This window comes from Streptomyces carpinensis, from assembly GCF_002154505.1.
Classification (GTDB): Bacteria; Actinomycetota; Actinomycetes; order Streptomycetales; family Streptomycetaceae; genus Streptomyces; species Streptomyces carpinensis.
In genome coordinates this window covers 1-18,450 of record NZ_MUBM01000192.1, presented here as the reverse complement: position 1 = coordinate 18,450, position 18,450 = coordinate 1, and the positions used below count along the sequence as shown (strand labels likewise).

Annotated in this window: 15 protein-coding genes and 2 pseudogenes; 7 read left to right on the top strand and 10 right to left on the bottom strand. The window is 69.0% G+C overall.

All coding sequences use genetic code 11. The features are described 5' to 3' along the window. Positions 1-131: 131 nt before the first annotated feature. Positions 132-296, top strand: a pseudogene (locus BZY54_RS25155) (pirin family protein); the annotation flags it as partial. A gap of 507 nt (positions 297-803) precedes the next feature. Here the strand turns inward: BZY54_RS25155 and BZY54_RS25150 are convergent. The 5 genes and pseudogenes from BZY54_RS25150 to BZY54_RS25135 all read right to left on the bottom strand — a co-directional run bounded on the left by BZY54_RS25150 (position 804) and on the right by BZY54_RS25135 (position 3,772). Next, a complete protein-coding gene (locus tag BZY54_RS25150; protein WP_143668112.1) occupies positions 804-1,082 on the bottom strand; it encodes a hypothetical protein in 279 nt (92 codons plus the stop codon). A 14-nt stretch (positions 1,083-1,096) separates the two neighbouring features. Next, positions 1,097-1,315 carry a MerR family transcriptional regulator gene (locus BZY54_RS25145; RefSeq protein ID WP_086727607.1) on the bottom strand — a complete coding sequence of 73 codons (219 nt, stop codon included), beginning with the start codon at positions 1,313-1,315 and terminating at the stop codon, positions 1,097-1,099. A 106-nt stretch (positions 1,316-1,421) separates the two neighbouring features. Next, complete coding sequence (locus BZY54_RS25140) at positions 1,422-2,120, bottom strand: hypothetical protein (protein WP_086727606.1); 699 nt, start codon at positions 2,118-2,120, stop codon at positions 1,422-1,424. Then, a complete protein-coding gene (locus BZY54_RS51005; protein WP_158103911.1) occupies positions 2,117-2,278 on the bottom strand; it encodes a hypothetical protein in 162 nt (53 codons plus the stop codon). Before BZY54_RS51005 ends, BZY54_RS25140 begins: the two co-directional genes overlap by 4 nt. 401 nt (positions 2,279-2,679) lie before the next feature. Beyond that, positions 2,680-3,772: pseudogene (locus BZY54_RS25135) on the bottom strand (integrase core domain-containing protein). Positions 3,773-4,099: 327 nt separating this feature from the next. On the opposite strand from BZY54_RS25135, the gene BZY54_RS25130 reads away from it, so the two are divergent. Beyond that, positions 4,100-5,302 carry a DUF4241 domain-containing protein gene (locus BZY54_RS25130; RefSeq protein WP_158103910.1) on the top strand — a complete coding sequence of 401 codons (1,203 nt, stop codon included), beginning with the start codon at positions 4,100-4,102 and terminating at the stop codon, positions 5,300-5,302. 2,401 nt (positions 5,303-7,703) lie between these two features. Here BZY54_RS25130 and ligA read toward each other — a convergent pair. After that, entirely contained in the window at positions 7,704-9,794 is a 2,091-nt protein-coding gene (ligA, locus tag BZY54_RS25115; protein WP_086727602.1) for an NAD-dependent DNA ligase LigA, read from the bottom strand. Here ligA and BZY54_RS25110 point away from each other — a divergent pair. Further along, positions 9,793-9,996: a hypothetical protein gene (locus BZY54_RS25110; RefSeq protein WP_086727601.1), complete on the top strand. Its 204-nt coding sequence runs from the start codon at positions 9,793-9,795 to the stop codon at positions 9,994-9,996. The genes ligA and BZY54_RS25110 overlap by 2 nt on opposite strands. A 691-nt stretch (positions 9,997-10,687) precedes the next feature. Continuing rightward, positions 10,688-10,969, top strand: a complete 282-nt coding sequence (locus tag BZY54_RS25100; RefSeq protein WP_244217320.1) for a hypothetical protein — start codon at positions 10,688-10,690, stop codon at positions 10,967-10,969. A gap of 26 nt (positions 10,970-10,995) precedes the next feature. Here the strand turns inward: BZY54_RS25100 and BZY54_RS25095 are convergent, their stop codons facing one another. Genes BZY54_RS25095 through nthB form a run of 3 tightly spaced genes read right to left on the bottom strand, consistent with a single transcriptional unit; the run spans position 10,996 to position 12,625 of the window. Continuing rightward, positions 10,996-11,358 (bottom strand): nitrile hydratase accessory protein, encoded by a 363-nt coding sequence (locus BZY54_RS25095; protein ID WP_086727599.1) that lies wholly within the window; start codon positions 11,356-11,358, stop codon positions 10,996-10,998. Continuing rightward, positions 11,355-11,957: a nitrile hydratase subunit alpha gene (gene nthA / locus BZY54_RS25090; RefSeq protein WP_086727598.1), complete on the bottom strand. Its 603-nt coding sequence runs from the start codon at positions 11,955-11,957 to the stop codon at positions 11,355-11,357. Before nthA ends, BZY54_RS25095 begins: the two co-directional genes overlap by 4 nt. After that, positions 11,954-12,625: a nitrile hydratase subunit beta gene (gene nthB / locus BZY54_RS25085; RefSeq protein WP_086727597.1), complete on the bottom strand. Its 672-nt coding sequence runs from the start codon at positions 12,623-12,625 to the stop codon at positions 11,954-11,956. The genes nthA and nthB overlap by 4 nt, the downstream gene beginning before the upstream one ends. 415 nt (positions 12,626-13,040) lie before the next feature. Between nthB and BZY54_RS53550 the strand changes: the two genes are divergently transcribed. The 3 genes from BZY54_RS53550 (at position 13,041) to BZY54_RS25075 (ending at position 16,435) form a co-directional block, all read left to right on the top strand. Next, positions 13,041-13,199: a hypothetical protein gene (locus tag BZY54_RS53550; RefSeq protein ID WP_167414057.1), complete on the top strand. Its 159-nt coding sequence runs from the start codon at positions 13,041-13,043 to the stop codon at positions 13,197-13,199. Between the two features lie 757 nt (positions 13,200-13,956). After that, positions 13,957-15,633 (top strand): peptide-N4-asparagine amidase, encoded by a 1,677-nt coding sequence (locus BZY54_RS25080; RefSeq protein ID WP_086727596.1) that lies wholly within the window; start codon positions 13,957-13,959, stop codon positions 15,631-15,633. Positions 15,634-16,033: 400 nt separating this feature from the next. Continuing rightward, positions 16,034-16,435, top strand: coding sequence for a GDSL-type esterase/lipase family protein (locus tag BZY54_RS25075; RefSeq protein WP_086727595.1), 402 nt, complete (start codon positions 16,034-16,036; stop codon positions 16,433-16,435). Positions 16,436-16,701: 266 nt separating this feature from the next. Here BZY54_RS25075 and BZY54_RS25070 read toward each other — a convergent pair whose 3' ends face one another. Next, the gene (locus BZY54_RS25070; protein WP_086727594.1) at positions 16,702-18,069 is read right to left on the bottom strand and encodes a PhoX family protein; all 1,368 of its coding nucleotides are present in this window, start codon (positions 18,067-18,069) and stop codon (positions 16,702-16,704) included. Between the last annotated feature and the right edge of the window lie 381 nt (positions 18,070-18,450).

Here is an 18,450-nt window from a genome sequence, read left to right as displayed (position 1 = left end):
ACGACCCCATCCCACGAACCAGGGCGGTGGAACTCACGGTTGCTAACTCCTCCGGGACCGACGGTGACAGATTGCTCACCGTCGGCGGTCCGGAACGCCGCTGACCTGCACTGATGCGCGCAGGGTTCGCTATGTTCTGGAACTGGATCGGCCGTACCCAGGAGGAGATCGAGCAGGCGCGCCGGGACTGGATGGAAGGGACGCGGTTCGGGGAGGTGAAGGGGTACGACGGCGCTCCTCTGCCGGCCCCCGAGCTGCCGGCGACGCCTCTGAGGCCACGGGGCCGGGTGCGCTGACCTGCGGAGGTGGTTGATGACCGGCGACGGGTGGGTGACGTGCTCTCGGGTACTGCCTCCCGCCTTTCGGTCGCGCGCAGGGAGGGCGGCTGAGCGTGCCGCAGGTCGTTCGGCGCCGACGGACTCGACTGCGGGTACGTGGCATAGAACCCCTTGTTGGAGCCGGACAGGTACGTGACCAGGGCCGCACCGGCGCCCGTCTTCGCGGTCGCGGTGGAGCCGGTGCCCAGGCGCATGCCGGTGGCCTGCGCGGGCGGAGAAGTGATGCCCGTCGCCCGCTCCATGAGGAACTGGTCGCCGATCTGCGTGATGAGGTTCGAGGTCTCCTCGTCGACCTTGACCGTCCCGTCGGCGGCGACGAGCCGGACGTGCACGAGGCCCTTCACAACAGTCAGTTCGCCGACACCGGGCCCTCCCTGGAAAGCGGTATGTGCGAGGGAACGCCCTCGGTCTGGTGTGGTGATCCGCCGCCGGCCGCGACCCTCAACGCGGCCGACGGCGGATGTCTTATGCGGGGTGCAGCCCGCTCCAGCGGAGGGGCCTGCGCGTCTCAGCGCGGACGGCTCTCTCCAACGCTGTCGCGTCCCCTGTGATCTCGACCTGCACGGTCGTCTCGCTAGTCACGGCGCGCATGCGCTCGTTGTGGTGGACCAGCTCGCACACCGGGCAGTGCTCGACGCCGATGTGCAGAACCTGGGCGTGGCCGCACTCGCCACAGGCGGCCGTCAGCAACTGGCCCGGCACCGGACGAGACGAGCAGAACGTGGGCTGCTCAACGTTGGTCATCGTCGCCTCCGGGCTCAGCATGTGGCCGCGTACGTGCGCCCGGCGCGCTGGCGGGTGGCCTGCTCGGCGTGGAGGACGTCGAGAGCCCGGTAGCGGGGCCAGCCACGCCTGTTGACCGGCCGGATCTTCCCGCGACGCTTCCACTGATAGATCACGTCTGGTGACACGCCGGCTGCTGCGGCTGCTTCGGCGGTGGTCCACAGGGTGTGCGTCAGGTCGCCGTCGAGGTGCATCGGGGCCTCCCTTCCGGCGGTACGCGAAAGGGCCCCGGCACGAGGTCCGGGGCCCTTTCGGAGGCATACTGATCCGCCGCAAATCTGACACCTATTCGCGACAGAGTCAAGCCGCCTTCGCCAAGTCGTACTTCCGGGCCAGCCGTTGCGTGTGCTCCTCGAACTCGCTGGGGGCGAGCAGCACCTCGCACGCCAGGTTCCGGCATCCGATGTAGTCGTCATCGTCCGCCCGGAACAGGGTCAGCATGTCGCAGCGCGGGCACGGCACCCGATGGTGCTCCAGCCGCGGATCCCTGCGCGTGAACCGTTCCGCGGTCCTGTGCCATCGGCGGATCAGCGCGGCCGGGTCCATCGTTTCGCCGCTGATCGAGTCGGTCTCGCCGGGGTAGCGGTCCAGTGCCCAGCCGAGGTGCGCGCGAAGGAACGTCACGGACGCCGTGACGTCGGCGCCTTCTCGGCCCCGGGCGGCCCGGCCGGGCAGGCGGCGGACGGCGGGGATGGCGTCCTCCAGACCGAGGAGGCCCTCGACGATGTGGTCCGTGAGCAGGCGCGAAGCCTGACCGGGCCAGCAGGGCGTGGCCGTCCGGCCGATGGTCCCGCTGCTCCTCGGCGCGGTGCCGTGGACGGCTTCGAGGCCGATCGCGACGACCAGCTCCGGCAGCTCGGCGAGTTGGGAGTGCGCACGGTTGGCGCAGCGGAGGCAGTGGATGGGCTGGCCCCACGTGGCGGGGATATCGTGCGGCTGGCCGGCAGCCTCGGCGTTACGCCAGGCGTTGTTGCACGGCCCCGGGCAGACGGCGGTCACTGACCACCGCCTGCGATTCCAGCGGTCAGGATGCCGATGGTGATGCGGAGAGCCTGGTCCTCGGTAAATCCAGCCTCCACGTACGAGGAGTACAGCTCGTGGGCTTGCGCTGCGCCAGCGGTGAGGTCGGTGATGGGGGCGTGTGGGGAGTCGCGCAAGGCGGGCCTCCCGAGTGTTCTGAGGGTAGTGAGGCCAGTGTGCCTACCCGGTGATCACTCGCCAGGGTCGATGAGATCGGCCGCTGCGCTGTTCTCGAAGGCTGCCGGTGCCGGGAGTAGCAGGGCGAATGCTCTGCCGTAGCGGATGTGGTGCGGCGGGCGCGCGGGCTGGCGGCGTTTCGCGCGCCTGATGCCTTGATATGCGTGTTGTCCGGCTTTCCGCCTGAGCGAACTAACCTGCCGCTCGCATCCCGGACGGGGCTCACGTGCATGCATGTATCGCCGGGCCAGAGCAGCGGATCGTGGATGGCGCCGCTCAAGTGCGCTGCTCGCTGCATATGCAACCAGAAAGCCCGAAAGGTGGGGCGGATGTGCGGGTGCCGAATAATCATCCGGCCTGGTCAAGCGGCCTGTCGGTACTCGCGGAGGGCTCCGCCGAGTCGGTCTCGTCGGCGGACCTTCAGGTCCCCGAGCTGTGGTGGGCCGTTGACCGGTTGGGGGAGCGGGCGGAGCGGTGCGGCTTGCTTGAGGGTCCGGTGTGGTCGGTGCTCGTTGTAATGGGTCTCGAACTCACGTAGTGCGTAGAGGAGGTGGCTCTGGTTCCAGATCAAGGTGCGGTCCAGGAGCTCGCGTCGGCAGGTCTGTATCCAGCGCTCCATGAGGGAGTTCATCCCGGGCATCTGGATGCCTGTGGTGATCACCTTCAGGCCGGCGTCGGCCACAAGGGCGTCGAAGGCGGTCGTGAACTTCGAGTCGCGGTCGCGGATCAGGAATCTGGCCTTGCGGCCGGCGTCCTCGAGGTCCATGAGGAGGTTACGCCCGAGCTGCACGATCCACTACGCGGTCGGGTGCGCGGTGGCGCCCAGGACCCGGATGCGCCTTGTCGCGTGCTCGATGACGGCGAAGACGTACAGCCGCGCCCCGGCCAGGGTGCGGACCTCGAAGAGATCGCAGGCGAGCAGTGCGTCGGCCTGGCTGCGCAGAAAGTCCGCCCAGGTCGTGCTCTGCCGTTCGGGCGCGGGCGGGATGCCGTGCTCCTTGAGGATCTCCCAGACGGTGGAGGCGGCGACCTTGATGCCCAGCACCACAAGCTCACCGTGGATCCGGCGGTACCCCCCACGAGCTGTTCTCCCGGGCCAGGCGCAGCACCAGGGCGCGAATCGAGCGGACGGTCGGCGGGCGTCCGCGACGCTTTGGCGCGCAGGTCGCGGCATGGCTCCGCGTGAGCAGGTCGCGGTGCCAGCGCACGATCGTCTCCGGGCGGACCAGCAGCAGGAGATGCCGCAGCTTCTCCCTCGGTAGGCGGCGGAGCAGACCGACCAGGATCACCCGGTCGGTGTCGGTGAACGTCGGCTTGCCGACCTGGCGTTGCAGGACCAGCAGCTGGTGCCGCAGGGCGAGGATCTCGATGTCCTTGTCCCGGTCGCTCATCGGCAGCAGACGTAGCAGGGCGAAGGCGTTGGTGGCGGCGAGGTAGGCCAGACGCAGCAGCACGAGAGATCATGATGCCGTCCTCATTGGTCTGCGGGAAGACAATCAAAGGGCGGCGTGCGCGGCTCGCCGCTAAGGCAATCAATGCTGTGACCTGCGCGGATGATTTATCGGCACCCGCAGTGCCGAACCAACTGTGTTTCCTCACCTGAGGCGGCACATTTCGTCGGTAACCCCAGGTTGCGGGCCTCCCACAATCCTCTGTGTCACACCTCAGTGGCAGACTGCGGCACAACGAAGCTTCGGAAGGGCAGGGCGTTGCGGCAGGGGTCACCCGTCGAGCGTCACTGCTCGGGGGTGGCTGGTGCCACGGGGGGGAGATGTGCGGCTGTGATTTTCGACAGTCTTGATGTGTCGTACGGCGAGATGTGGGGTTCCTATCGCGGAATGACCCATCCGGACCCGATGTCGCGCGCGCTCGCGGCACGCAAGCATGCTGCCGGGATGGATTACGCGGTTCTGCTGTCCGCGCGGGAGCGACCGCTGGCACTGGTCGAATACTGGCCGCGCCGGATGTGGCGTGTGTATCTGTTCGACGACAGGTCCTGGTGCATGCAGATGATCGACCTCAAGCCGCACAGCACGGGGATGTTGCTGGCTCAGCGGAACACCCGATGGCAGTTTTCCAGCGAGCAGGAGCACTCGTCCGGGAAGTGGAATGTTCAGGAGACCACGACTGTCTCGGCCGACGGGCAGGTCGAGGTGAGGTCCGAGTTTGCCGGGCCACGGGGAGCGTCGACGGAGTCACTGCACGATCGAACATCCGGCCCGTCGAGCGTCCCCGTGCGGCGGTTTGCGGCGCCCGTCGAAAGCTACCTTTGTCCCGTACCGGAATTCGGCGACTGGCAGGTGTTTGCGCCGTTCCTCGCCCAGCAGGGTCATGAGCCCGCCACGGCCGTAGTCCTGACCGACGTGTCGGTGGACGAAGGGTCGGGACCGCTGCGCGCCACCGGAATCGAGCAACTGTTCCGTCCGGGCGCGAGCGACACTGCGGACGGGCCGGTCAGCGTCGAACCCGTTGACGCCGGCCTGCTGCGGATCACGTCAGGGCAGCTGGCGGTCTCGGACCCCGGCTGGATCAGCGACCCACGGACCGTCGCTGTGCCACCGGGCGAGTTCCCGGTCACGCTGTCGCTATTGCGCACGACACGCGGGGTCAATGTCGCCGCGGCCAGGGTGACGTTCCTGGACGTCCCGCCCCGCGAGTGGGAAATGGCCCTCAGCCCCGACGAGGACCTCGGGCTGCTCGGCGAGGGCCAGTTCTACGGGGTTGGGGTGGATACCGGCACAGCGGCTTTCATGGATGCGACTCGGACGGTGATCGAAGACCAACTGGACGAGGACCTGTTCATCCCCCTCGACAGCCATTTCAGCGTCGAACTGCCCAGCCCGGAGCCCGAGCCGAACCTCATCGCCTTCCGTGCCGGCCAGGGCGACGGGGCCTATCCCGTCTGGATCGGCCGCACCGATGACGGACAGGTTGGTTGCGTCGTCGTCGACTTCCAGCTCCATTCCGCCGACGGGGGAGAGTAAGGAGCCGCCGACCACCGGCGCGAGGCCGCACTGCCCGAGACTGGGACCACGGCGAACCTCCAGAGTGCACACGGCGATTGAGAAGCTCGACAACTCGATCACCGACTTCGGCCTGGTGGACGCCTTCATGCCGGACAGCGTGAGCCTTGGTCTGGTCGTGCTCGCGGCCAAGACCAACGCAGCCAGCATGACCGCATCGGTGACGGCCGGCGAGCTCGGCCGGTGGCTGGGCACGTCGGCGTCCCTGGTGCGCAGCTCGGTGCGGCCGCGGCTTCAGCGTGGACCGGCGGAGAGCTGGGAGGCCAAAGCCTCGGGGTCGAACCGTACGGTCGGCATCACCTGGCAGGTGACGCGGCTAGCCGCAGCCCGCCAGTACGGCGATCGTGCCCACCTGCTGCGGCTATCGAAGCCGGAGTACGCGACCCTCCTCCGGCTGCTGGAGGTTCTCTTCGCTCCTGGCTGGTCGGGCACGCCCCCAGGACTTCTCGCGGGCCGCGGGGGACACGGGGCGGCGACGGACCGCCTCGCGCTGTTGCTTGCCGTGCTGCACGGTCGGCCGGATGGCACAGTGCGTCTCTGCGCAGGCCGGGTCGACGGCCGAGGCCGACTGGCAGCGACTCTCGCAAGATTGCTCGGCCGAGACAGCGCGGAGGGGGAGCGGGTACTCGAGCGCCTCCAGACGCAAGGTGTGGTGACGGTAGTCCACGGAACGCGTGAGCGGCTCCTGATTCCAGTGGTGGCGGAAGCCTTCGGCCGGATGCGTGCAGAAGCCCGTGCTGCCGGCCGAGCACCGAGGGGTCCACGCAGGAGCGGGCAAGTTCAAGCACAAGCTGCAGACGCAACTGGAGGGGTGGATCAGAACAGTTCGAGAGCAGAGAAGTCGCAGGTCACCTGCTCTTTTCCAGTGCCGCGGAACGGTGGGGCAACTGTAGGCCTACACGCTGGTCACTCACCTGTGGCTGCTGTGCGCAGGGAAAGGGTCGAGGTGGGTGGTGGGTTTTCCGGCGGAGCCGAATCGGTGTACTGCCGGCAGCCGGGACGCGCGTCCACGCACAAGGATTCGACGCAGCTGACCCCTGCGTTGCCGCGCCAAGCTGGGGCCCTTCCGCCAGGCCCGCTGCGCGGGGAAAAGCCCACGATCCCCCTCAGCATCACCTCAGGACAGGCCGCGCAGGGGCCAACGGCGAGCGGATGGAAGCCCGGCACGAGCCTGTCGGACGGAGCCTCGGGCCACAGCGACAGGCGTCGCAGGACCTACGCATGCAGGTGGCCTTGCGACCAGTCCGGTGGCTATGGACCGGCCTTAGCCGCGGCCAGCAGCACCTGGTGCTCCAGGCTGCAGCCCACGAGTTGACCAGGCTTGCGGGCATCACCTCACCGAACGACGCCCCCCCGATTCCTAGCCGCCCGCCTCACCGACCGGCTGAAGGAGGTCGGTGGCGAGGCCTTGGTACGCGAACCGATCGGTTGGCTGCTCGGGCGAGGCATGTTCCAACGTCCTGCCTGCCCGGACCTGAGGTGCGACGACGGCATCCGCCTTGATACCGGCTCCGACTGTCCGACCTGCGGAAACATCGTCCACACGCGGCGCGCGCTGCGGGCGCGGGTCGCGGCCCAGGTGGAAGGCGGGATGACGTACCGCGACCCGGCCGCGTGCCGCGCCGAGGTCGAGCGGCGCCTGCGCGAGGAGACCGCCCTCGAGGAGAAGCGGGCCCGCGCTCGGCGGGCCAGGGCTGCGCGGGAGGTCGAGCAGCGTCAGCAGGCGATCGCGCGGCGTCGAGCCCTCGAGGAGGAGGCCGAGCTGACCCGTAGGCAGGCGCCGTGTGCGGACTGCGGGCTGCCCGCGTGTGCGGGCTTGTGCCCGGGGTGCTCCTACCGGCGCCGCACCGAGTTGCTGGTGCGGGAGGCGGTCAACCTGGCCGTCGCCGCGCGGGTCGACTTGTCGGACTCGGCCGCGGTCGCCGAGTTCACCCGGCAGTGTGAGACAGACACCCGCGCCCTGCTGGCTTCGGCGTGTGAACGGGCATGCGGTCCGGACGCCGATCCGGCTCTGGTCGAGTTCACAGCGCCGCAGGTGGCGCGGCGGATCCGGGACAAGCGGCACGAGGCGGCGCTGTGCCGGCTGCTGGGAGCGGAGGACGCGGTGGCGGAGGCCGATGCTGCGTACGAGGCGTGCCTGCGGCGCCGCGGCCGCGGCGCCGCAGGCGGCTGCCATGGAGGCCGCGGCTGCGGCGGGTCGCCGCGCCGCCGAGCTCCTGCTCCGCCAGCGCCTGGGCGAACTGCACGCTGCCGACCAGCGAGCGACCGTCAGGCATCTGGCCGCAGGCGGGATGGACGCTGCGTGACCCAGGTTGGTAGGTCGACGCTGGCTGTGAGTTGCATCAACTTCCGCACTGGAAGGTCAGCTGAGGTAGTCCGCGAGGAGGGCAGCGAACTCGTCGGGGGTGGCCAGCCGGATGCCGAAGGATTCGGCCTTGGTGAGCTTGGATCCGGCGCCTTCTCCGGCGACGACGAGGCTGGTCTTCTTGGAGACGCTGGAGGAGGCACGGCCGCCGGCACGTTCGACGAGCTCGTTCATCTGGTTGCGGCTGAGCTTCTCCAGGGGGCCTGTCATCGCGCCGGTGACCACTACGGTCATCCCAGCCAGCGGACCGTCTGCCTGTTCCGCGGCCACCGTGGTGCCGTCGGCGTCGGTGTCCGCCGTGGTGGGTGGGGTGGCGCCGGGTTCGGTCATGTTGACGCCGGCCGTGGCGAGTTTGTCGATGAGCGGGGCGAGTTCGGCGAGTTCGGCGACGATGGACGGGGCCTTCTCGGTGCCGATGCCCTCAACCTGCTGCATGGATTCGGCGTCGGCGGCGCGGATGTTGTCCATGGTGGCGAAGTGCCGGGCGATACGGCGGGACATGGAGCGGCCGGTGCCCCGCACGCCGAGCGCGCACAGCACCCGTGACAGGGGCTGGTTCTTGGCTGCGGCGATGGCGTTGAGGAGGTTGTCGGTGCTGGTCTCGCCCATCCGTTCCAGGCCGAGAAGCCGGTCGCGGGTGAGGGTGAACAGATCGGCGAGATCAGCGACCAGTCCGGCCTCGACGAGTTGGACGACGCGCGTGTGGCCGAGTCCTTCGATGTCGAGCTGGTCGCGTCCGGCGGCGTAGGAGAGGGAGGCCACGAGGTGGCAGTTGCGGCCGTTGGCGCAGCGCCAGCGCTGCTCGCTGGTGTCGATGTCGGATTCGCAGCGCGGGCAGGCCTCAGGGAAGGTGATGGTCTGTTCGTCGCCGGTGCGCAGGTCGGCGACAGGTGCCTCGATGCGGGGGATGACGTCGCCGGCCCGATGGACCATGACGTGGTCGCCCAAGCGCAGGTCGCGGCGGGTGATGTCGGCAGGGTTGTGGAGCGTGGCGTAGGTGATGGTGGAGCCGTCGATCTCGACCGGTTCCAGCACGGCGCGGGGGGCGATGATACCGGTGCGGCCCACGTTCCACTCCACCTGCAGCAGCCGGGTGATCTTCTCGACGGCGAAGGGCAGCTTGTAGGCGATCGCCCAGCGCGGGGCGCGTGAGCCCGAGCCGGCGGCTTGCTGGTCGGCGGCGAGGTCGGCCTTGATGACGATTCCGTCGATGGCGAACGGCAGCCCTGGCCGCAGTGCGGCGATCTCTTGCACGCGGGCCAGGACCTCCTCCACGGTCGTGGCGGTGATGCCGGGCACCGCGGTCCCGGCGGTCGTGTTCACTTCGAGGGAGGCGGCTTGAGCCATCAGATCGCTATGTGCGCTCTCACTGAGCCGGGCGGTAAGCACGGTTTCGGTGTCGGCGAGGGGCAGCAGTCCGTAGCCGAAGAATGTCATCGGCACGGTGTAGGAACGGTCCCTGGCCCGCAGAGTGCCTGCCGCGGCGTTGCGAGGGTTGGCGAACGGCTGCCCGCCGTGCGCTGTGCGTACCTCGTTGGCGTTCTCGAACTGGGCAGTGGTCATCAGTACTTCGCCGCGCACCTCCACCGTCACCGGCTCGGCCAGATGCTCGGGCAGTCCGTCGATGGTGCCGATCGCGTGCGAGACGTCCTCCCCGGCCGTCCCGTCGCCCCGCGTGATCAGCCTTGCCAAGCGGCCGCGGGTGTAGCGGGCCGCGACTGCGCGACCGTCCAGCTTCGGTTCGACACTGAACCGCGCGACGTCGCGGCCGATGCGGCGGGCCAGCGACGCGTTCCACGCGGTGAGCTCCTCGGGCGAGAACACGTTGTCCAGGCTGAGCATCGCCACCGTGTGCGGGACATCGCCGTCGACCGCGCCGCCGGCCACCTTCCCGGTCGGCGAGTCGGGCAGCACCTGCTCAGGGTGATCGGCCTCCCACGCGGAGATGCCTCGTATGAGGCGGTCGTAGGCGTCGTCGTCCAGCGGCGAGGTGCCGCCCGCGTAGTAGGCGGCGGACGCCTTCACTGCCTCCTCGACGGCCTGGGCGTAGGCGGCGGCATCCACGATCACAGCTGCAGGTGTTGTCATGACCGTCATCCTGCCTGCCACCACTGACAACGCGACCGGCGCGGATGCCCGCCAGGTGAATGTTGACGGGATCGACCGCGATCCTGCGCCCCGCAGCGGCGCCACCGGGAAGGCGATGATCGGCGCAGGCTGGGCGGGAACAGGAGAGACGGACCGTGCGGCGGAGGGACGGCCGCAGGGGGTGCGGATCGCTGTCGGGTGACTCCCTCGAACTGGATGCGACGGACTGGGCGCGCCTCGAGTGTTGGGCTGTGGGCCCGACGTGTGCGCCGCCGTCCGTCGGTTCGTGGTCACGATCTCAGCACTTCAAGGGCCGGCGTCTCTGGTGGCTGCCAAGATCGCCCCATGTCAGCTGATCAAACTGGTAAGAGCTCATCAGGCTCTCGAGCGCGGGGGTGGACCCTCTGCCTCGTAAGCGGGGCCATAGGTGTGATCATCGGGGGCGGTGCCGTAGGTCTCGCGTGGTCCTTGAGCGGGCAAGACGACGGTCGTCCGTCGGGACCCGCCTTGACCGCCAGGGGTGCGGTTACCGTTTTCGGCTCTTGGGTCGGCGCACAGGGGAGGGATGCGTCGGCACAGACGACTTCGCCGATCTGCGGCCAGGCGTAGCGGTCCGCGTGTTCGATCAGTCAGGCCACGAACTCTCACAGGGGCGTCTCGGTACAGGCCTTCCGGGCAAGGTCGTCGGCAACAGCTGCACTTGGGGGCTGACGGTCTCGGACATTCCGAGTGGCGCAAGCCAGTACCAGCTGCAGATCGGAGATCGCGAGCGGCTCGGGAAGACGGGCGAGGAGTTGCGCCGCGGGGTGGACCTGTCTTTCGTGGCGCAGTAGCAGCAGCGTTTCGCGAGTCGAGGCGGGGGCGTTCGTATGCCCGTCTTCGGATCCGCGCCCGTGGCACACAGTTTTGACGAACTCGTGGAGATGCAGCGCGCAGCAGACGCAGCGCAGACACAGGTCGAACAACTCCGGGACCAGTACGGGCCGCCCACCCGGAAGCCGTGGAGCGAGCAGCAGTCCGAGACCTACGAGACCGCGTGGCGCGCCTGGCGTGACCTCGCCCGCGACATCCAGGCCGCGGTCACCGAGCACGCTGCAGCGGACGTCCTGGACCTGATCGGCCGCGACTTCACCGCCGCCGAGGTCAACACCAAGTACGTGGGCCTTGACCCCTGATCTTGAACACAGGTCAAGGCCCCGGGTCAGTGCGGGTGGTCGTGATCGTGGAGGTCACGGTGGTCGTGGCCCGGCGGGCGCCGGGCCAGGGCGCGGGCGCGTACGGTGACCTCGTCCGAGGAGACCGCGCACAGGCCGGCGAGGACGTCCTCCAGGGCGGCCAGCCAGAGCTGGTAGTAGTCGTACGGCTCGTCTGGGGATGCTGTGGCCTCCCAGGCGGCGATCCTGGCGATCAGCGCGGTCTGGAAGTCCGGCCAGGTGAACGCGCCGGCTTCGTAGAGAGTGACGGCCATGCCGAAAGCGCGGCTCTCCCAGGGTTCGGTGAACAGCAGCTCCCCGTTGGAGCGGGGCGGTGCGGCGGGCCCTTCGATGTCCAGTGGCGCGCTCATGGTGCCGCCGCTTTGGCCACGCCGACCATCGCGTCCCTCGTCACCAGTGGCACGAGTTCCTCCTCGGTCAGGTGCTCGGTGCCGGCCGGGCGCTCGGGCAGCACCAGCCAGCGCACCTCGCTCGTGGAGTCGTGGACGACGACTTGCACCTCGTCGTCGAGTTCGAGTCCCATCTCGGACAGCACGGTGCGTGGCTCGCGCACCACGCGTGCACGGTAGGCGGGGTCCTTGTACCAGCTCGGCGGCAGGCCGAGCACTGGCCAGGGGTAGCAGGAGCACAGCGTGCACACCACCACGTGGTGGGTGGTCGGGGTGTTCGCCACGGCGACGATGTGCTCGCCCTGGAACCCGCCGAAGCCCAGCTCCTTGATGGCGGCCGTCCCGTCCTCCAGCAGCCGGTGACGGTACTCGGGATCCGTCCAGGCCCTGGCGACGACCTTCGCCCCGTTGAGCGGGCCCACGGTGGTCTCGTATTGCGTGATGATCCCGTTCATCACCTTCGGGTCGATGAGGCCACGCTCGGTGAGCAGCTGCTCGAGCGCCTCGGTGCGCAGTGCCACGGAAGGGGGTTCGTCGTGGCCGCGGGTAGTGGTGGTCATGCGGTGCTCTCCAGATAGCTTTCGTACATTTCGACGGTGAGGGTGAAGGATTCCGCGTCGGAGCCCCACAGCTCGTGCGAGTCGAACCGCACCGAGTAGACGTACTGCGGGTTCTCGCCCAGGAAGTGCGCATTGGTGTCCGGCAGTACGTGGGCGGGCTGGATGATCTCCACGACTCCGGCGCGCCCCCGGACGTAGCCAGGCAACCGCGTGTGCCCGGGCACGGACACGGCCCTGGCGCGGACGCGCTGGCCGACGCCGAAGGCGGGGGCGGTCTCCAGGGAACGCAGCGAGCCCTCGGCGGTGGGTGCGTAGTGCGGCCGTACCGGCTCGGTGACGGGCGGCTCCGGCACGTGTTCGCCGCGCAGGTTGCGGGCCCGGGCCTCGATCGCGCCCGGTGCCAGGACGGCGCGCTCGGTGAGCATCAGCTCGCCGGCGTTGAGCAAGCGCCCGAAGTAGCCGTCGTCGATGTAATGCGCTCGGTCCAGGCGCTCCAGCGCGTGCCGGAAGGCGTCCGTGTTGATGCCGCCGTTCGCGGCGCGGATGGAGAGAATCGCCAGCGCGAACGCCTTGCGCTGCCAGTCCTCCGCGAAGACGGGTTCATCGCGTTTGGGTGGATGAACGGGGCCCCATCCCTGGGTGCCCCCCATGTCGGCGATTCCGTCCATGGCATGACCTCTCTTACACCCGCAAAGGCGGACAGGGTCATTCAAATTGTATTTTGCGGATGCCGGTCACAGCGCGGTGTGGACGCGTCCCGATCCGCGCGTCGCCGTACCGGCCAGCGACGGGCTGGCTCATTCGCTCCCGGGCGTCCGGGGTCGTCGGGGCAAACAGTGGCCGTGGTGTGTCCGTGCGCTGGCGTGGCTCGCCTGCCATCACTTGCCAGCTCGGCTGGGAAGGCCTTGATGGCCCCGGTGTCCTGTCTCCGACCCATGGTGCAAGGTAGCCGTCGGTTCTCTGTCCGTCCCCGTTGCTTCGTGCCCGGCCCCTTCGTTACTAGGCCGAACGAGTAGTCGACGGAGGGGCGGGAGCCGCCTGGCACTGCTCCTGGACGATCAGCACACCGACGGCGCGGTCACCATGGACGACCCGGACGCGGACCAGGACGAGGACGGCGGGATGGAGCAGGTCGAGGCGCAGGCGGAGGGCGCCTGGGCGGCCGTCGAGGCCGCCGGCGCTCTGATCGACCTCGCTGTGCTCCCGCCAGTCCGCAGCTCGCCGAGGCGACGCTCGACCTGATCAGCGACCGGATCGGCCGGCTCATCGGCGCCTATGAGGCGCTGGTCCTGCACCCGGGGTACCAGTTCGATGTGGGCGGGGCGGGCTGAGCGGCGTCCTCGGGTGGGTCCGTCTCCTCGTCCTGGCCCCCGACCGTTACCTCGGACACCAAAGGACAAGTAAGTGGTGAGTAGGCGCACCTCGTCGCCGAGCCGTTCGCCCCCCTCGGGGATGCTGGCGCGCGCGGTGATGGACTGACCGGTTAGCCAGGCGAGGATCTGCTGCTTGATGTAGAGGTGGTCGGCGCTCGCCACGCCCACTGCGACCCGGCGGCACGGGACCCGTCCGAGGGTGGGCATATGGGCGAAGTGGCAGACCCGGTCCTGATAGGTCTTGATCGCGAGCCGGCCTCCGCACCCGCCCAGCCACCGCCCACACCAGAAGGTGTCCGCCGCGTGCAGGCGGCGGAAGGCAGCGACCTCGCCAGCCTGCATGGGGAGCACGACCGGTGTTGGCGGTCCGGGCGAACGCGATCGCCTGGCCCAGGCCGGGTTCGGCCGTCGCCGAGACTCGGCGGGCCTCGGCAGCGCGAACTCCGGCCTTCTTCACCACAGACGGCCGGGCGTCCCGATTACCCCTGTCGGGTCCAACGGGTCTACAGCAGGCACCGTGGAGCGGCGGATCGGTGAGTTGCGCGGCCCCTCTTGTGTACTGCCGTGCTGGGGTGCCAAGGTTCCCTCCCGTGCGATCGCAGCCAAGATCGACGGAAGGGGAACACATGCGCATACGCATCGCAGGTGTGCTCGGAGCAGCCGCACTGCTCTGCGCCGCGCTGCTCGGGATGGGTACGGCCCAGGCCGACTCGGGACAGATCGAGACCAGCTACCAGAACCCGGTCACCGCACTGCCGCCGGTAAGCCGGCCGGACACCCACCACTGCACCGTCACGGCGATGCAGCACGATTTCGGCAACACCCTCTCCTCGCCCGCGTGGAACGGGACGGTGACACCGCCGGCGGACTGTCCGGGACCGTGGAGCAAGGTGGTGCTCAACTGGTCCGGCAGCGTGCAGGGCCGGCAGTACGACCGGCTCGCGGGCGTGTGGATCGGCGGTGCGGAGGTGCTGCGCACCAGCACGCCGGAGCCGACGCAGGAGGGCATCAGCTGGTCGCTGGAGAAGGACGTCAGCGAGTTCATCCCGCTGCTGCGGAAGACGCAGCCCATCGCCGTCTCGCTTGGCAACGTTGTCAACTCCACCTACACCGGCGTCTACCACATGAATCTGACGCTCACGTACTACCAGGCCGACCGCCGCTACCCGGCGGCGCACACCGCCGACCAGGTCATGCCGCTCTCCGCCTCGACCACCGACACCGGCTGGACCAACCTCAACCCCGGCCAGTCGTCCTCGAAGACGGTCACGCTCCCCCGCAACCTCACCCACGTGCGGATGGAGCTCTACGCCCGCGGCGGCGGCTGCGACGAGCAGTGGTTCACCGCCGTGCCCGATGACGTGGCGAACCAGCACCCCGACTTCCTGTGCGGCGGCGGCCCTTACCGCGAGGTCCAGGTCTCCGTGGACGGGCGGCCCGCCGGGCTCGCGCAGCCCTACCCCGTCGTCTACTCGGGCGGCATCGTGCCGACGCTGTGGCGGCCGATCCCGGCGGTGGACCAGTTCGTCACCCAGGCCTACGACCTGGACCTGACGCCCTTCGCCGGACTGCTGGTGGACGGCAGGCCGCACACCTTCACCATCACGCCCTACGGCGCGGCGGACGGCTGGACCGTGGACAGCACGCTGTTCCTCGACACCGACCACCACGGCGCGCGGACCAGCGGCGCGCTTACCGACGACACCCTGTCGCTGAGCCCCTCCGTCTCCACGACGAAGACCCCGGGCGCCGGTGACCTGGTGAACGTCCGCGTCAGCGCGAACCGCGACTGGAAGACCTCCGGCTACCTCGACACCTCCGCCGGCCGCGTCCGCACCACGGTGACGCAGCACGCGAGTTACCTCAACACCGACGCCGTCTCCAGCGGCGGGCAGAAGCAGGCGGTGGCGCAGGAGCAGCGGGGCACCACCATCGTCACGACGGCCCCCGAGCACGGCCGCCCGACGGCGACCAAGCACACCTGGGACTACCCGATCACCGTCGACTCGGACGTGCCGCTGCTCACCGACGGGAACAACTACTCGCTCTCCGCCACCGTCCACCAGGGCCGCATCCTCAGCGACAGCGTCAGCCAGGGCAACCACTGGCGTACCGTCGGCACCACCCGCGACATCGTCGACGCGACCGGCGTCCTCGCCCGCACCAACGGCGTGGTGACCGCCGCCGACGGCTCAGACTCCGAGCACTGGACGGGGACGACAGACACCGGCGCCTGCTACGACCACCTGATCCGGGCCGCGCACGGGTACGTAACGGAGGATCACGTCTCCGACTGCGGCTGAGCGGTCGGTCAACGCGTGAAGCCTCTGGAACCAGGAACACGTTCTTCCCGAACCTGTTCCTGCCAGGGGCTTCCCGCGCCGGGGCAGCGGCTTCGAACGCAGCCCAGCCGTGAGACCCGGACGCGGATTACTGCTGCCACGGTTCCCGGTGGTTCGTTCTGCAGGTCGCCTTGCTTGCGGGCCCCGGCCGCATGCTGGTGGGCTCGGTTGATGTGGAGTCCACCGACGCGGTGGCACCGCGCGCTTCAGCCACGACCGTTCAGCCGTCTGCCCCGCGCTGGCTGATATCGAATTCCGGCTGCAGGCCCACTTAACGAGCAAGCCCTGGGCAGAGGTTTCGATCTTTTCCTCTCGCACTGCCGTTCTGCATATGCACGGACGACTGGCCAAAGGATCACCATTGGGCAACGCGTGGCCAACGGTTCCGTCCGGAGGGGGACGGACAGCGCTGCAGTGTGCCACCCTGATCTCCGGCTACCAGGAGATCATCGACCGGGCGCACGCCCGCGGGCTGAAGATCTACGGCGGCACACTGGTGCCCTTCATGGGTTCCAACGGCCGATTCGGCGGCGACTACGGCACCGAATACGGTGAGCAGCAGCGCCTGACCGTCAACCAGTGGATCCGTACCAGCGGCGCGTTCGGCGGCGTCATCGACTTCGACAAGGTGGTGCGCGACCCTGCCAACCCGTCGTACATGCTCGCGGCCTACGACTCGGGCGACCACCTGCACCCGGGTGACCTGGGCTACGAGGTGATGGCCGACGCGATCGACCTGGACATGATCCTGCGGAGTCGTTGAGGCAGTACAGTCGGCGGTGATGTGTCCCGGGACTGGTGGAGTCACCTTGCTGGACAGATGATGCTCCAGACACTCAAGGAGGCTCCACGCCTCGCAGTTACCCGCCCGAGTCGCGGCGCAAGGCCCTCGACCTCGATGCCGCCCCTCGGCCGATCCGGCAGATCGCGGCCGGCTTCGGCATCTCCGTCGGCACCGCCCACTGACATGCCGGGGCGGGCGGGCGGTGTCCCGCCCCGGCGTGATCACGACTGGCGTTCCGCGATCCGCTACCTACGCCATGGCCCAGTCACCGCGAAGGTAGTGCCAGGCGTGTAGCAGTTGACGTACATCGTGTCGCCGTCGGGGGAGAAGGTGACACCCGCGAACTCACCCCATTCAGGTGCGTCCGGCGTGCCGATGTTCTGTCGGCCGCGCGCCATCGCGTACACCTCGCCCCGGCGGGTGACACCGAAGACGTGCTGGGCACCGTTACCGTCCTCGCACACCATCAGGCCGCCGCTGGGTGAGAGGCAGATGTTGTCCGGGGACTCGCCGGGCAACTGCACATCGGTGTCCGGACCGAAGACGATCACCAGGGTCAGGCGGCGCCGCTGCGGATCGTAGCGCCAGATCTGGCCGTAGTGGTCGGCTGCTGAGCCGTCCGTGCCGCGGGCGAAGGACGACACGAAGTACACGCAACTGCTGCCCCAGTAACAGCCCTCCAGTTTCTGGGCGTGGGTGATCCCCTTCGAGCCGTAGTCCTGCAGCCGGGTGGGGGTGGAGGCGGCCAGCGGGTCGGGTACGTCCACCCACTCGACGCCGTCGAAGGCCGCGCCGGTGTCCTGGATCGTCGACAGGTCCGGTACGCCGGGCACCCGCATCGCCTGCAGCCGGCCGCCCGCGCGCAATGAACCTGCGCCTCCCAGCGGCTTGTTGGGCAGGAAGCGGTAAAACAGGCCGAATGGCTTGAGGAAGGCGTCCTCGGTCTCGTAGACGACGCCGTTTCGCGGGTCGATGGCGATCGCCTCGTGCTGGAAGCGGCCCATCGCGGTCAGTGGGACGGCGCCAGTGCGGTGCGGGTCGGTGGGGTCGACCTCGAAGATGAAGCCGTGGTCCTTGGCGTAGCCGTTGGTACCCGCCTTGTCCTCGGTCTCCTCGCAGGTCAGCCAGGTGCCCCAAGGAGTGTGGCCGCCCGCGCAGTTGACGGCAGTGCCGGCGATGGCGACCCGCTCGGACAGGACGCGGTTGCGGCGGTCCAGTGTGAGGGCGGTACAGCCGCCCTTGCCTGCCGGGTCGTAGGTGAGACGCTCGACGGCGGGTACCGGGATCTTCGCGCTGACGCGGTTCTCGTGGTTGCGGACGAGGTACGTACGGCCGCCTCTGCCGGCGAAGGCGGCCATGCCGTCGTGGTTGGACGGCACAAGGCCCTCACCCGAGCGCAACGGGTCGCCCTCGCGGGAGAGCACGGTGTAGCGGAAACCTTCCGGCAGGTCGAGCAGGCCGTTCGGGTCCGGGACAAGGGGGCCGTAGCGGGTGTGGCCCAGGTTCTGTGCGGCAGCGGTGCCCGCGAAGAGCTCGGACAGCGCCCCGGTGAAGGCAATGCCCGCTCCCAGGGCGCTCGCTCGGGACAGGATCTGACGTCGTGTTGCAGACATGCGGCAGCAACCTTCCTGCTGGCGGACAGGAACTATGACCCCGCTTTGTCTATCATCTGGCAAAGACTCCGTGAACCACGCGTGTTGCACGTGTCACTTCTGCCGGTCCTTCTACGACCGGGCACTCCTAGAGCTGGCTGCCGCTGCGCCTGTATGCCCTTCTCCAGGGGGCACGGCAGGTCGGATAGGCCGACTGGGCACGGAAAACGCAGGGCCAGGAACGGTCCAGCCGACTGCACGTCGGCACCCCCTCGCGCAGCCGACGATGCGCTGGACCGTGCGCTTGCCGGACGTGCCACGCTTGCTGGTATGCGAATCTGGGAATGTCCAGAGGTAGCCTGAACTTCCGCAGGGCCTTAACTTGGCGTTTAAGGTCCGCCC

Bases quoted from the DNA above. Each gene is read 5' to 3' on its own strand.
- BZY54_RS25110 (WP_086727601.1), top strand. From the start codon at position 9,793: ATGACCGTCATCCTGCCTGCCACCACTGACAACGCGACCGGCGCGGAT.
- ligA (WP_086727602.1), bottom strand. From the start codon at position 9,794: ATGACAACACCTGCAGCTGTGATCGTGGATGCCGCCGCCTACGCCCAG.
- nthA (WP_086727598.1), bottom strand. From the start codon at position 11,957: ATGACCACCACTACCCGCGGCCACGACGAACCCCCTTCCGTGGCACTG.
- BZY54_RS25150 (WP_143668112.1), bottom strand. From the start codon at position 1,082: ATGACCAACGTTGAGCAGCCCACGTTCTGCTCGTCTCGTCCGGTGCCG.
- BZY54_RS25095 (WP_086727599.1), bottom strand. From the start codon at position 11,358: ATGAGCGCGCCACTGGACATCGAAGGGCCCGCCGCACCGCCCCGCTCC.
- BZY54_RS53550 (WP_167414057.1), top strand. From the start codon at position 13,041: ATGGACGACCCGGACGCGGACCAGGACGAGGACGGCGGGATGGAGCAG.
- BZY54_RS25080 (WP_086727596.1), top strand. From the start codon at position 13,957: ATGCGCATACGCATCGCAGGTGTGCTCGGAGCAGCCGCACTGCTCTGC.
- BZY54_RS25145 (WP_086727607.1), bottom strand. From the start codon at position 1,315: ATGCACCTCGACGGCGACCTGACGCACACCCTGTGGACCACCGCCGAA.
- nthB (WP_086727597.1), bottom strand. From the start codon at position 12,625: ATGGACGGAATCGCCGACATGGGGGGCACCCAGGGATGGGGCCCCGTT.
- BZY54_RS25070 (WP_086727594.1), bottom strand. From the start codon at position 18,069: ATGTCTGCAACACGACGTCAGATCCTGTCCCGAGCGAGCGCCCTGGGA.